The sequence below is a fragment of the Pseudomonas sp. H1_D05 genome (genome assembly GCF_054682705.1).
This window is the reverse complement of sequence record NZ_CP162825.1, coordinates 215,001-228,258: the sequence shown is the minus strand read 5'-3', so window position 1 is coordinate 228,258 and position 13,258 is coordinate 215,001. Positions and strand designations below refer to the sequence as shown.

Here is a 13,258-nt window from a genome sequence, read left to right as displayed (position 1 = left end):
GCGCGCGGCTTGTCTCCCCAAGAGAGTAAAAACATGAGCGATTCCCTGCAGCTGATCCTTGAAGACACCGACGGCACGCAACTGCAAACCTCGTGCACCCGCGTCGCGGTCATGTGGCAAGGCAAAGAGCTGTGGATCCAGCAGGACGGCCGTGGCCAACTGCTGATCGGCGTGGACGTTGAAGAAGGTGACGCCGAGTACGCCAACCTGCTGCTGCGCCCATTGGCGACTAATCTGGTAAGTCTGCAACTGGAAATGGAACCGGCTGACGTCGGCGACGACGAAGACCACGTGCACGGCCCGGATTGCAACCACGATCACTAAGGAAACCGCTCTATGCTCGCCCTCGGCAAACTGCTTGAACTGACCCTCGCCGGCCGTGAACCGGCGGAGAAGACTCAACTGACTGTCGAAGGCGTGCGTATGCGCTGGTTGAGCGAAGGTGCGCTGGAAGTCCGACCACCCGAAGCACGCGACAATGGCCTGGACCTGCTGCTGTCGGCAGGTATTCACGGCAACGAAACAGCGCCGATCGAGTTGCTTGACCGGCTGCTGCACGACATCGCCCGCGGCGATCTGAAGCCGCGCGCACGCATTCTGTTCCTGTTCGGCAACCCGGAAGCGATTCGCAAGGGCGAGCGTTTCGTCGAGCAGGACGTCAATCGGCTGTTCAACGGCCGTCATGAACAAAGCAGTGGCAGCGAAGCGCTGCGTGCCTGTGAGCTGGAACGTCTGGCGGCGAGTTTCTTCAGTCAGCCGGATCGCCAGCGTCTGCACTATGACCTGCACACGGCGATTCGCGGTTCGAAGATCGAACAGTTCGCGCTGTATCCGTGGAAGGAAGGTCGCCAGCATTCGCGTCTGGAGCTGGCACGTCTGCGTGCTGCCGGGATGGAAGCGGTGCTGTTGCAGAACAAACCGTCGATCGTCTTCAGCTCGTACACCTACGACAAGCTCGGTGCCGAGGCTTTCACGCTGGAACTGGGCAAGGCGCGGCCGTTCGGGCAGAACGACGGGGTCAATGTGTCGCTGCTGGAAACCCGTCTGCAGCAGATCATTGAAGGCAACGAGCCGGAGATGGCGGAGCAGGGGCTGGACGGTTTGCAGCTGTTCAGCGTCGCCCGGGAAATCATCAAGCACAGCGATGCATTCCGTCTGAACCTGCCGCAGGACATCGAAAACTTTTCAGAGTTGGAGATGGGCTATGTGTTGGCCGAAGATCTGGCCAATACCCGTTGGGTCATTGAGGAAGAGGGAGCACGTATCATCTTTCCCAATCCCAAGGTCAAGAACGGCTTGCGCGCGGGCATCCTGATCGTCCCGACCACCGACGAAAACCTCGCCTGACCTCAATCGCAAGGTCTACACAGAACCACTGTGGGAGCGAGCTTGCTCGCGAATGCAATCGGGCATTCAACATTTAAGTTGGCTGTCAATCCGCTTTCGCGAGCAAGCTCGCTCCCACAGGGGAATGAGTGAGACCAGAGATCTCACTCATCGTGTTTAGACCGCTACAGCATGCGGCTCGGTGCGGCGCAGTGCGCGAACCTTGCGCAGCGTATCGGCGCAAGTCCGTGCCGCTTCCTGGCCCTTGTGTACAAAGTGCTCAAAGAAGAATTTCTGATGCTCGTCACCGGCATGGAAGTGATGCGGCGTCAGGGATACCGAGAACACCGGCACTTCAGTTTCCAGCTGCACTTGCATCAGGCCGCTGACCACCGACTGAGCGACGAACTCGTGACGGTAGATGCCGCCGTCCACGACCAGGGCTGCGGCGACGATGCCGGCATAACGACCGGTCTTGGCCAGCAACTTGGCGTGCAGAGGCATTTCAAAAGCGCCGCCGACTTCGAAGATGTCGATGTCCGATTCCTGATAACCCAAGGCAAGCATTTCGGCGACGAAGCCTTTACGGCTCTGGTCGACGATTTCCTTGTGCCAGCAGGCCTGAATGAACGCGACGCGCTCGCCGTGAGGGTGTTTGCTTTTGCTGTCGATAGCGGTGGGTTGCATGTTCTGACTCCTGTTTGTGTGAAAAACAGGGCGTTATGAATCGAAAGGGATTCAAGGGTGCGCACACGCACAACATCGCGCGGACGGCCCTTTGGCGTTAATCCCGTTCTCTCTTCATCCGGACTATGACCGTCGGCCCCGGAATCACACCGGGTCTGCTGACCTTGCCATCGCGCACAACCGAAGCTGTGTTCGTCGCCAAGCGCTCGCGGGCTATGCGCATTGCGCGCAATTACCGCCGGTGGGGAATTGCACCCCGCCCTGAGAACGTTTTTGCCGCCCTTTCTCGGGCGGCGCAGCGTTTTTAACACAGATTGTGGCTGTGTGCATTGCGCCTTTCTGATGATTGCCATCGAATTTTCTGGCGGTTCGAAATGACTTTTCCTTGCGCAAGGGTTGATTAATCCGAGCGATGACCGCAGTAATTCAACTTCGTAAAGGGATTTCCCCTGCTGATTAGAGGCCAGGTTCATGAGCGTTATTGATCTTCGCAGCGACACCGTCACCCAACCGACTCCCGCCATGCTCGATGCGATGACCGCAGCGGACACCGGTGATGACGTTTACGGCGAAGATCCGACGGTCAATCGTCTCGAGGCCCAATTGGCCCAACGCTTGGGTTTTGCCGCCGCTTTATTTGTGCCGACCGGCACCATGAGCAACCTGCTGGGGTTGATGGCGCACTGTGAGCGCGGCGACGAATACATCGTTGGCCAGCAGGCGCACACCTACAAATACGAGGGCGGTGGCGCGGCGGTGCTGGGCTCGATCCAGCCGCAGCCGCTGGAAGTGCAGGCCGACGGTTCGCTGGATCTGGATCAGGTCGCGGCGGCGATCAAGCCTGACGACTTCCATTTCGCTCGGACTCGTTTGCTGGCGCTGGAAAACACCATGCAGGGCAAAGTGCTGCCGCTGGAGTACCTGGCCCGCGCACGCCGCTTCACTCAGGATAAAGGCTTGCAACTGCACCTCGACGGCGCGCGTCTTTACAACGCGGCAGTCAAGCTGGGCGTCGATGCCCGGGAAATCACTCAGTACTTTGATTCGGTGTCGGTGTGCCTGTCCAAAGGCCTTGGCGCGCCGGTGGGCTCAGTGCTGTGTGGCTCTGAGCAGTTGATCGGCAAGGCTCGTCGCTTGCGCAAAATGGTCGGCGGCGGCATGCGTCAGGCTGGGCTGCTGGCAGCGGCGGGGCTGTATGCTCTGGACCACAATGTTGATCGTCTGGCAGACGACCATGCCAACGCACAGTTACTGGCCGAGGGCTTGCGTGAAGCAGGTTTCATCGTCGAACCGGTGCAAACCAACATGGTTTATGTGCAAATGGGTGAAAAAGCTGAAGCGATCAAGGCCTTTGCCGCCGAGCGCGGGATCAAGTTGAGCGCTGCCGCGCGTCTGCGCATGGTCACGCACATGGACGTCAATCGCTCGCAAATCGAGCAAGTGATCGCGACATTCGTCGAGTTTTCGCGCAAGTGACAGCGTTAGCCGTCCAATTGACCGTTTCTATCGTATAAACACGCTGTACCCCGCGCGTAGGGCCGATATAATGCGGCCCTTTGCCGTCGCTTCGTCTGTTGACGTTTCGAACAGGCCTTTGGCCGCAGCCTCCGTGGAAGAACCTAATGAAAAGCGCAGAAATCCGTGAAGCCTTCCTTCGCTTCTTCGAAGAGCAAGGCCACACCCGTGTAGCCTCCAGCTCTTTGATTCCGGGCAACGACCCAACCCTGCTGTTCACTAACGCGGGGATGAACCAGTTCAAGGACTGCTTCCTGGGCCAGGAAAAACGTGCGTACACCCGCGCGACCAGCAGCCAGAAATGCGTGCGTGCCGGTGGCAAGAACAGCGACCTGGAAAACGTCGGTTATACCGCTCGTCACCACACATTTTTCGAAATGCTCGGTAATTTCAGCTTCGGCGACTATTTCAAGCACGACGCGATTACCTTTGCCTGGACTTTCCTGACCGGCGTTCTGAAACTGCCGAAGGAAAAACTCTGGGTCACTGTCTACGCCTCCGACGACGAAGCGTATGACATCTGGACCAAAGAAATCGGTGTGCCGGTCGAGCGCATGATCCGCATCGGCGACAACAAAGGCGCGCCTTACGCCTCCGACAACTTCTGGACCATGGGCGATACCGGCCCGTGCGGCCCATGCACCGAGATTTTCTACGATCACGGCGACCACATCTGGGGCGGCCCACCGGGCTCGCCGGAAGAAGACGGCGACCGTTACATCGAGATCTGGAACAACGTGTTCATGCAGTTCAACCGCACCGCCGATGGCGTGTTGCATCCGTTGCCAGCGCCGTCGGTCGACACCGGCATGGGCCTGGAGCGGATCAGTGCGGTGATGCAGCACGTCAATTCCAACTACGACATTGACCTGTTCAAGAACCTGCTGAAGGCCTCGGCTGAAGCCATCGGTTGCGAAAATGGCGATCAGTCGTCGCTCAAGGTTGTTTCCGACCATATCCGTTCGTGCGGCTTCCTGATTGCTGACGGCGTGCTGCCGTCCAACGAAGGTCGCGGTTATGTGCTGCGCCGGATCATCCGTCGCGCCTGCCGTCACGGTAACAAACTGGGCGCCACCGGCAGCTTCTTCTACAAGATCGTCGCGGCGCTGGTCGCCGAGATGGGCGAAGCGTTCCCGGAACTGAAGAAGCAGCAGAGCAACATCGAACGTGTGCTCAAGGCTGAGGAGGAGCAGTTCTCCAAAACGCTGGAGCACGGCCTGAAGATCCTCGAGCAGGATCTGCTGGAACTCAAAGGCACCGTGGTGCCGGGCGACGTGGTGTTCAAACTCTACGACACCTACGGTTTCCCGATGGACCTGACCGCCGACATCGCCCGTGAGCGCAGCCTGACGGTCGACGAAGCCGGTTTCGAGCGTGAGATGGAAGCCCAGCGTGTTCGTGCGCGTTCGGCCAGCTCGTTCGGTCTGGATTACAACACTCTGGTCAAGGTTGATGTCGCCACCGAGTTTACCGGCTACAAAGACACCAGCGGTTCGGCAAAAATTGTCGCTATCTATAAAGATGGCCAGTCGGTCGACGTCTTGAACGAAGGCGAAGAGGCGGTGATCGTTCTGAATCAGACGCCGTTCTACGCTGAATCCGGCGGCCAGATCGGCGACTGCGGTTTCCTGCAGGCAGGTAACGCGCGTTTCGACGTACGTGACACCACCAAGACCGGCGGCGCATTCCTGCACCACGGCGTGCTGGATTCGGGCAGCCTGACCATTGGCGCTCCGGTGGAAACTCACGTCGACGCCGAAGTGCGTCACGCCACTTCGCTGAACCACTCGGCCACGCACTTGCTGCACGCTGCATTGCGTCAGGTCTTGGGCGAGCACGTTCAGCAGAAAGGTTCGTTGGTGGATAGCCAGCGTCTGCGTTTCGACTTCAGTCACTTTGAAGCGATCAAGCCGGAACAGATCAAAGCGCTGGAAGATATCGTCAACGCGGAGATCCGTAAGAACTCCGCGGTTGAAACCGAAGAAACCGACATCGAAACCGCGAAGAACAAAGGCGCCATGGCGCTGTTCGGCGAGAAGTATGGCGACAACGTGCGCGTGCTGAGCATGGGCGGCGATTTCTCCGTCGAGCTGTGTGGCGGTATCCACGCCAACCGTACCGGCGACATCGGCCTGCTGAAAATCATCAGCGAAGGCGGTGTGGCTTCGGGTGTGCGTCGTATCGAGGCAGTCACTGGTGCTGCGGCACTGGCCTACTTGAACGCGGCAGAAGAACAACTCAAGGAAGCGGCCAGCCTGGTCAAGGGCAGCCGCGACAACCTGATCGACAAGCTGTCGGCCGTGCTGGAGCGCAACCGCCAACTGGAGAAGCAGCTGGAGCAGTTGCAGGCCAAGGCTGCCAGCGCCGCGGGCGACGATCTGTCGAACTCGGCAGTGGACGTCAAGGGTGTGAAGGTTCTGGCCGCACGTCTGGATGGTCAGGACGGCAAGGCGCTGCTGGCGCTGGTTGATCAGCTGAAAAACAAACTCGGCCGCGCAGTGATCCTGCTCGGCAGTGTCCATGAGGAAAAGGTCGTACTGGTTGCAGGCGTAACCAAGGACCTGACTGGCCAACTCAAAGCCGGTGATTTGATGAAGCAGGCTGCTGCGGCAGTGGGCGGGAAGGGCGGTGGTCGTCCGGACATGGCGCAGGGCGGCGGTATCGACGCCGGCGCACTGGATGGCGCACTGGCGCTGACCGTTCCATTCGTCGAGCAGGGTTTATAAGGCAGTCCGCCCGGCCCGCAGTCTAGTGGCGGGCCCGGCGGCTGTTCGAGTGATTATTGGGCGCCCTTCATGGGCAGAGGCGGCTTTGAAATGGCTTTGATCGTACAGAAATTTGGAGGCACCTCGGTCGGTACTGTCGAGAGAATCGAGCAGGTCGCCGACAAGGTTAAGAAATTCCGCGATGCCGGCGATGACCTGGTGGTTGTGCTGTCTGCAATGAGCGGCGAAACCAACCGTCTGATCGATCTGGCCAAACAAATCAGTGGCGACACTCAACCGGTTCCGCGTGAACTGGATGTGATCGTTTCCACTGGTGAGCAGGTGACGATTGCCCTGTTGGCCATGGCGCTGATCAAGCGCGGCGTGCCGGCGGTGTCGTACACCGGTAATCAGGTGCGGATCCTGACGGACAGTGCGCACAATAAAGCGCGTATCTTGCAGATTGATGACCAGAAGATTCGTGGTGATCTGAAAGCCGGTCGCGTTGTCGTTGTCGCCGGTTTCCAGGGTGTCGACGAGCACGGCAACATCACCACTCTCGGTCGTGGCGGTTCCGACACCACCGGTGTGGCACTGGCTGCCGCGTTGAAGGCTGACGAGTGCCAGATCTACACCGACGTTGACGGTGTTTACACCACCGACCCACGTGTTGTGCCAGTCGCTCAGCGTCTGGACAAGATTACCTTTGAAGAGATGCTGGAAATGGCCAGCCTCGGTTCCAAGGTGTTGCAGATCCGTGCGGTGGAATTCGCCGGCAAGTACAACGTTCCGCTGCGCGTACTGCACAGCTTCAAGGAGGGTCCGGGCACCCTCATTACTATTGATGAAGAGGAAACCATGGAACAGCCGATCATTTCCGGCATCGCTTTCAACCGCGATGAAGCCAAGCTGACCATCCGTGGCGTGCCAGACACCCCGGGCGTGGCGTTCAAGATTCTCGGCCCGATCAGTGCCGCGAACATCGAAGTCGACATGATCGTGCAGAACGTCGCGCACGATAACACCACCGACTTCACCTTCACCGTGCACCGCAACGACTACCAGGCCGCACAGACCGTGCTGGAAAACACCGCTCGCGAGATCGGTGCCCGTGAAGTGGTTGGCGACACCAAGATTGCCAAGGTATCGATCGTCGGCGTCGGCATGCGTTCTCACGCAGGTGTGGCCAGCCGCATGTTCGAATCCCTGGCGAAAGAAAGCATCAACATCCAGATGATCTCGACCTCGGAAATCAAGGTTTCCGTGGTGATTGAAGAGAAGTACCTGGAACTGGCCGTGCGCGCCCTGCACACGGCTTTCGAACTGGATGCTCCGGCCCGTCAGGGCGAGTAATTCCGTTTCTTGAAGGGCGCGGTCTGACCGCGCCCTTTATTTTTTGAATGGCGCGAGCCCTGAACTGTTCTTTTGCTCGCGCTGGTCAATACTCAGGCATGTAGGGCTACGATCGCTCCGGTTGTAGGTCGGGTGCCTTTTTTTTGCAGACTGTTGTCCCTGAACTGAATTGCGTGAGGAGAAAGGTATGCTGATTCTGACTCGTCGGTGCGCAGAAAGCCTGATTATCGGTGATGGCGAAATCACCGTGACCGTGCTCGGCGTTAAAGGAAACCAAGTGCGTATCGGCGTCAACGCCCCGAAAGAGGTTGCCGTGCACCGTGAGGAAATTTACCTGCGTATAAAGAAAGAGAAGGACGAAGAACCAAGCCATTAATTTTTATCGATTTTTATGTTTGCAAACGGGGAAAAGGTTGGTTAAGATACGCCCCGTGTTGCGGAGAGCTGGCCGAGTGGCCGAAGGCGCTCCCCTGCTAAGGGAGTACACCTCAAAAGGGTGTCGGGGGTTCGAATCCCCCGTTCTCCGCCATTATTTGCTTAGTACGTTGTAATCTGGCTTTTTCTGTAAGTTGTTGAAATTAATAGAAAAAGTGGTTGGAATAGAGATTAGACGGGCTATAATGCGGCGCAACAAATGCACTCGTAGCTCAGCTGGATAGAGTACTCGGCTACGAACCGAGCGGTCACAGGTTCGAATCCTGTCGAGTGCACCATTTAAGAGTCAGTTACAGCAATGTAAATGACTCGGCTTCAACCAGGTGTGATCTGGTCTAACAAACACAAATGCACTCGTAGCTCAGCTGGATAGAGTACTCGGCTACGAACCGAGCGGTCACAGGTTCGAATCCTGTCGAGTGCACCATTTAAGAGTTAGTTGCAGCAATGTGAATAACTTGGTTTCAGCCAGTTGTGGTCTGGTCTAAAAACACAAATGCACTCGTAGCTCAGCTGGATAGAGTACTCGGCTACGAACCGAGCGGTCACAGGTTCGAATCCTGTCGAGTGCACCATATACCAAAAAGCCCGCGTTTAACGCGGGCTTTTTTGCTGTCCGGGATTTGGCTTTTGCTTTCACGCATCCTCGTTCGTCAAAATCAATTTGAGCCGAACGTCCTCGCTTGAGGTCGTATCGATAGCTCGTCGTCGATGTTCGGATATTTACCTTGTCCGGTTTACCTAGCGCGCTCTCGACATCTTGTTGGCTCATGCCGGCAATGACACGGCGATTGATGATCGCTTCGCGACGTTGCCTGGCGTCGATCAGGTTTCCGCATCTGTCTTCAGCGTGACCAACAATCCCCAGTGCTCGAGTTTTTGTTGTCATCCCGGATATTTTCTCATGGTTGTGTTCCGGCATCACCGCCACGACTGATCCGGGGGAATAGGGGTGAACTTCCTGTGCTGAGCGCCGCTCGCCGTGCGCACAACTCATCGAGGTGAAGGTGATGCTGCCATCATCGGCTTCGCAACGATGCAGTGTGAGGGCGGCTCCGCCAGGCGGCACGCAAAGCAGGCTGGCGAGTACAAGGTGAGATGTTTTCAAGGGCATTCGACGTCCTCCATGACGATCTATGCTCAAGGGTAGTCGCTACATTTTTCAGTGCCGGTGTGTTTTCTTTTCAGAATGAGTCGTCGCATAGCAAGGATCAGGACAGTGCTCAGGTTTGTTTCGCAAGCGCTTGTTTCGCCCGCGATTTTTTAACGTTTTAAACCGTCATGCGGTGTATCATTGCGCCCGTCAGCCCCGCCGGGGCTTATGGAAAAATTCCATGGACTTACCCAGTAGTTACTCAGTACCCCGTTTCACCAATCATGAATTGACTGATTGATTCTTCCGGCGTGCCCCGCTGCTGGGAGTGGAGTTCGCCTATGTCTGAAATCGAAGTAAAGAAAACGCAAGAAAGCCTGCAGGATCGCCTGGCTCAGGTCGTCGAGCTGCTGCAGCGTCAACGGGTCGTTGAAGACCTGACTCATCGCCAGGAAGGCGCGCATCACGATCGCGTCGAAAATCTGGTTCACCGGCAAAATCTCGTCGAGCTGCAACGCAAGCTCGATGATCTGCACTCTGCCGACGTCGCCTATATCCTTGAAGCCTTGCCGCTGGACGACCGTCTGACGCTTTGGCAATTGGTCAAGGCTGATCGCGACGGCGACATTCTTCTCGAAGTATCCGACTCCGTTCGTGAAACGCTGATCGCCGACATGGACGATCACGAGCTCCTGGCCGCTGCCAAGGACATGGATGCAGACGAACTTGCTGACCTGGCTTCCGAGCTGCCGCGAGACGTCGTCCATGAGCTGATGGAGAGCCTGGATAATCAGCAGCGTGAGCGCGTGCGTTCGGCCTTGTCCTACGACGAGGAGCAGGTTGGTGCGCTGATGGACTTCGAGATGGTGACTATCCGTGAGGATGTCAGTCTCGAAGTCGTTCTGCGCTATCTGCGTCGCCTTAAAGAGCTTCCGGGCCATACCGATAAACTGTTCGTGGTCGATTACGACGGTGTGCTCAAAGGTGTGCTGCCGATCAAGCGCCTTTTGGTTAATGATCCGGACAAGCAAGTAGCCGAGGTGATGGCTAGCGACCCGGTGAGTTTTCACCCGGACGAAGATGCCTACGACGCCGCACAGGCGTTCGAACGTTACGACTTGATCTCGGCTCCGGTCGTCGACAAGAACGGTAAGTTGATCGGTCGTCTGACCATCGATGAAATGGTCGACCTGATTCGTGAAGAAAGCGAGAACGAAGTCCTCAACATGGCGGGTCTGCGTGAGGAGGAAGACATCTTCGCGTCGGTCTGGAAGTCGCTTCGTAACCGTTGGGCATGGCTGGCGATCAACTTGATCACTGCGTTTGTTGCATCGCGGGTGATCGGTCTGTTCGAGGGCTCGATCGAGAAACTGGTGGCGCTCGCTGCACTGATGCCGATCGTGGCGGGCATTGGCGGCAATTCCGGTAACCAGACGATCACCATGATCGTTCGCGCCATGGCGCTCGATCAGGTAAGCACCGGCAATACTTCGCGCCTGATGCGCAAGGAATTGGCCGTAGGCTTGATCAATGGCCTTGTCTGGGGCGGTGTGATTGGTGTCGTTGCTTATCTTCTTTACGGAAGTTGGTCGTTGGGTGTGGTGATGACCGCGGCAATGACACTCAACCTGTTGCTGGCCGCATTGATGGGGGTATTGATCCCTATGACCTTGGCGAAGATGGGTCGAGATCCAGCGATGGGGGCTAGCGTGATGATTACTGCGATGACCGACAGCGGTGGTTTCTTCATCTTCCTCGGGCTGGCGACAATATTCCTGCTCTGATCAGCTACAGCGAAACAGCCCGCCTATCTGGCGGGCTTTTTTTTGCCTGGGAAAACTCAAAATCCGCGCAAAAAAAAGCCAGCAATTATGCTGGCTTGAGATGTTCGTTATGGCTCAGGACGCGTCTGCTGCCATTTCGGCGTCATGGGCAATCAAGGACACCAAGGCGTTCTGCTGACGGTGAGACAGCTGGCGGAAACGTTGCAACAGCTCGCGCTCGTGCAACGACAGCTCCGGGCTGTCCAGGCGCATGCTCAGCTCTTCGCCCAGTGCACCTTCCTGAATAAGACTCTGCTCAAGGCGCGCAATGATCTCGGAGTTCATGCTGCGATGATGATTGCGAGCCACCTCGGCAATGCGTTCACGCATTCCGTCTGGCAGACGTACGACGAACTTGTCAGCCGTACGGCTGGAATAAATTGCCTGTTTCAATGGGCGCATATATTTAACCGGTTAGTTCAGGGGAGCGGTTCTCGGGATTGGCCGCAGGATGTGTGGTAGGACAAGCATCCGCGCCAAATGGTTCAACCTGAATTGTTAAGAGGCCCGCATCATGCCTCAAAATTGCCAGATCATTGGCGTCAATTCTGTGACAAATATTGAGCTGGGTAAAGGCGTAATGCCAGCACCAATTATCAGAAATGCGGACTGGTTAGAAATCTTCACCTCTGTCCGCATCCTTGTCCGCTTCCTGCTGCACATCAATTGATGTCCGAGGGCATCAGAACGTGCATGCTATGCGGGTTCTGCATCCTTGTTCCTTACCTGTACAGGATAGTGGCAAATTGCCGATTTACTAGTGGCATACACCTGCTGGAGGGCGTTTTCAGGATGGATGGCAAGCTAATTTACTTGATGGGGCCGTCCGGGTCAGGCAAGGACAGTTTGATCGAGGCTGCGCGAGCCCCCTTACGTGCATTGAACTGTGAGGTGATGCGTCGGGTGATCACGCGATCTGCCGAATCGGTGGGGGAGGATGCTGTTGGGGTGACACCGGATGAGTTTGAGCGGCGTGAGCGCGCCGGCGAATTTTCATTGGCCTGGCGTGCCAATGGTCTCGCCTACGGGATTCCAGTGGAAATGGATCAATGGCTGAATGCTGGACTGCATGTATTGGTCAATGGTTCGCGGGCCAATCTGCGTCAAGCAATGCAGCGCTATCCAGCGCTGCTGCCAGTCTTGCTGACAGTTCGGGATGAGGTGTTGCGAGAGCGTCTGCTCAAGCGTGGTCGAGAAACGCTCGAGCAAATTGACGCAAGACTGGATCGCAATGTGTTGTTCAAGGATAGGCGGTCAAGTGATGAGCCGGTAAATGTCATTGATAATTCCGGGGAGCTGGCGGAGGCCGTCAGTGATCTTTTGCGTCTGATCAGGCTCAGCGTAAAACCGGATCAAATTTGATCTTTCTTCCCGCAGCCAGCGCCAGCACAAATAGCGTGGCAAAAATGGCGCAGCCAATCAGGGGCAGGGTGATTTCAGCGCCCTCGAACAGCGATAAATGCACAACGCCACTCAATAGAGCGAGGATCAGAAATCCCGCAGCTGACTTGGACATGTTTTACTCCTGAAGATGATTCAAAAAACCAGATGTTCGGAGGTCAGTGCTGGTCGCACCTGCTCAGAGTTACTGACGGCCTGTGGGGTAGAGGTGTCCTGATCGTTCAGCACCGCCAGTTGGGGTGCTTTTTGTACCTGCAAGTAATGCGGCATGCGCTGGGCCAATGGCTTCTGTGTTGCATGCTCGGGCACAAACTGGAAGCTCACCAAAACCGCAAGAGCAATTGCATTTGCAAGCAAAAGGGTGGTGTTCATGGGTGTAGCTCCGAATGTTCTTCGATAGAACAGACAAAGCAGCCGTCGTGCCAACAGTTTAACCTCTGTTAAGTCCTTTAAAAACAAGCATTTGAGCGGGTTTTTCGAGTTTTGCAGGTTGCAATCTGCAATAATGGCTTTTCAGTGAGCATGCAAAATGCACGGTAATTCTTCCCGCAGCATTGCAGGGCGCTTGCCTACACTTAAAAAGCCCAACGGACGACATGACAAATCGGGGTTCGGTGGTTAACATGCACGCCGTCCGTCATGCAGCGTCTGCTGCGACAAAGCGTGTGTCTCAGTAGCTCAATTGGATAGAGCATCCCCCTCCTAAGGGGAAGGTTGGCAGTTCGAACCTGCCCTGGGACACCATCTATTGTTGAAACTCCCCTCCTTTAATGCTCGATGGTCTTGAAGCGCTCAATCAGCAGGCGTGGCAAGGCCTAGTCGTAATTTGTATGCGCTTTCTCTTGGAGGGCTTTCTGGTTGAGTTCGAATCAGGCATGGGAGTTGTGTCTATATAGAGGGAGCTTTTTCGCCTGCTTTGA

Annotated in this window: 12 protein-coding genes, 5 tRNA genes and 1 riboswitch; of the genes, 13 read left to right on the top strand and 4 right to left on the bottom strand. The window is 56.5% G+C overall.

From position 1 onward, the window contains the following. The first annotated feature begins 33 nt into the window (after positions 1–33). Entirely contained in the window at positions 34–324 is a 291-nt protein-coding gene (locus AB4O11_RS01115; RefSeq protein ID WP_016983958.1) for a hypothetical protein, read from the top strand. A gap of 12 nt (positions 325–336) precedes the next feature. Beyond that, a complete protein-coding gene (gene astE, locus AB4O11_RS01110; protein ID WP_460091955.1) occupies positions 337–1,347 on the top strand; it encodes a succinylglutamate desuccinylase in 1,011 nt (336 codons plus the stop codon). 156 nt (positions 1,348–1,503) lie between these two features. Here astE and AB4O11_RS01105 read toward each other — a convergent pair whose 3' ends face one another. After that, a complete protein-coding gene (locus AB4O11_RS01105) occupies positions 1,504–2,013 on the bottom strand; it encodes a 6,7-dimethyl-8-ribityllumazine synthase (RefSeq protein WP_093430389.1) in 510 nt (169 codons plus the stop codon). Between the two features lie 101 nt (positions 2,014–2,114). Next, a riboswitch (FMN riboswitch) is annotated at positions 2,115–2,286 on the bottom strand. A gap of 198 nt (positions 2,287–2,484) precedes the next feature. On the opposite strand from AB4O11_RS01105, the gene ltaE reads away from it, so the two are divergent. The 9 genes from ltaE (at position 2,485) to mgtE (ending at position 10,898) form a co-directional block, all read left to right on the top strand. Beyond that, on the top strand, positions 2,485–3,489 hold the full coding sequence (gene ltaE / locus AB4O11_RS01100) for a low-specificity L-threonine aldolase (RefSeq protein WP_116255029.1): 1,005 nt from the start codon (positions 2,485–2,487) through the stop codon (positions 3,487–3,489). Positions 3,490–3,635: 146 nt separating this feature from the next. Then, positions 3,636–6,254, top strand: coding sequence for an alanine--tRNA ligase (gene alaS, locus AB4O11_RS01095; RefSeq protein ID WP_186625023.1), 2,619 nt, complete (start codon positions 3,636–3,638; stop codon positions 6,252–6,254). A 90-nt stretch (positions 6,255–6,344) separates the two neighbouring features. Continuing rightward, positions 6,345–7,586, top strand: a complete 1,242-nt coding sequence (locus tag AB4O11_RS01090) for an aspartate kinase (RefSeq protein WP_007919332.1) — start codon at positions 6,345–6,347, stop codon at positions 7,584–7,586. Between the two features lie 187 nt (positions 7,587–7,773). After that, complete coding sequence (gene csrA, locus AB4O11_RS01085) at positions 7,774–7,962, top strand: carbon storage regulator CsrA (RefSeq protein ID WP_002554426.1); 189 nt, start codon at positions 7,774–7,776, stop codon at positions 7,960–7,962. 62 nt (positions 7,963–8,024) lie between these two features. Beyond that, positions 8,025–8,115: transfer RNA gene (locus AB4O11_RS01080), tRNA-Ser, on the top strand. Between the two features lie 107 nt (positions 8,116–8,222). Beyond that, positions 8,223–8,299 (top strand) — tRNA-Arg (locus AB4O11_RS01075). Positions 8,300–8,371: 72 nt separating this feature from the next. Next, positions 8,372–8,448 (top strand) — tRNA-Arg (locus tag AB4O11_RS01070). Positions 8,449–8,519: 71 nt separating this feature from the next. Then, positions 8,520–8,596, top strand: a tRNA-Arg gene (locus tag AB4O11_RS01065). An 859-nt stretch (positions 8,597–9,455) separates the two neighbouring features. Continuing rightward, complete coding sequence (mgtE, locus tag AB4O11_RS01060; protein WP_007919330.1) at positions 9,456–10,898, top strand: magnesium transporter; 1,443 nt, start codon at positions 9,456–9,458, stop codon at positions 10,896–10,898. Positions 10,899–11,012: 114 nt separating this feature from the next. Here the strand turns inward: mgtE and AB4O11_RS01055 are convergent, their stop codons facing one another. Further along, complete coding sequence (locus AB4O11_RS01055; RefSeq protein ID WP_003178899.1) at positions 11,013–11,339, bottom strand: Arc family DNA-binding protein; 327 nt, start codon at positions 11,337–11,339, stop codon at positions 11,013–11,015. Between the two features lie 390 nt (positions 11,340–11,729). Here AB4O11_RS01055 and phnN point away from each other — a divergent pair, with 390 nt between their 5' ends. Further along, the gene (gene phnN, locus AB4O11_RS01050) at positions 11,730–12,299 is read left to right on the top strand and encodes a phosphonate metabolism protein/1,5-bisphosphokinase (PRPP-forming) PhnN (protein ID WP_414926935.1); all 570 of its coding nucleotides are present in this window, start codon (positions 11,730–11,732) and stop codon (positions 12,297–12,299) included. Here the strand turns inward: phnN and AB4O11_RS01045 are convergent. After that, positions 12,274–12,453, bottom strand: a complete 180-nt coding sequence (locus AB4O11_RS01045) for a PA3371 family protein (RefSeq protein WP_095048111.1) — start codon at positions 12,451–12,453, stop codon at positions 12,274–12,276. The two genes, phnN and AB4O11_RS01045, sit on opposite strands and share 26 nt — an antisense overlap. A 20-nt stretch (positions 12,454–12,473) precedes the next feature. After that, positions 12,474–12,710, bottom strand: a complete 237-nt coding sequence (locus AB4O11_RS01040; protein WP_093430377.1) for a hypothetical protein — start codon at positions 12,708–12,710, stop codon at positions 12,474–12,476. Between the two features lie 295 nt (positions 12,711–13,005). Here AB4O11_RS01040 and AB4O11_RS01035 point away from each other — a divergent pair. Continuing rightward, positions 13,006–13,082 (top strand) — tRNA-Arg (locus tag AB4O11_RS01035). Positions 13,083–13,258 lie beyond the last annotated feature (176 nt).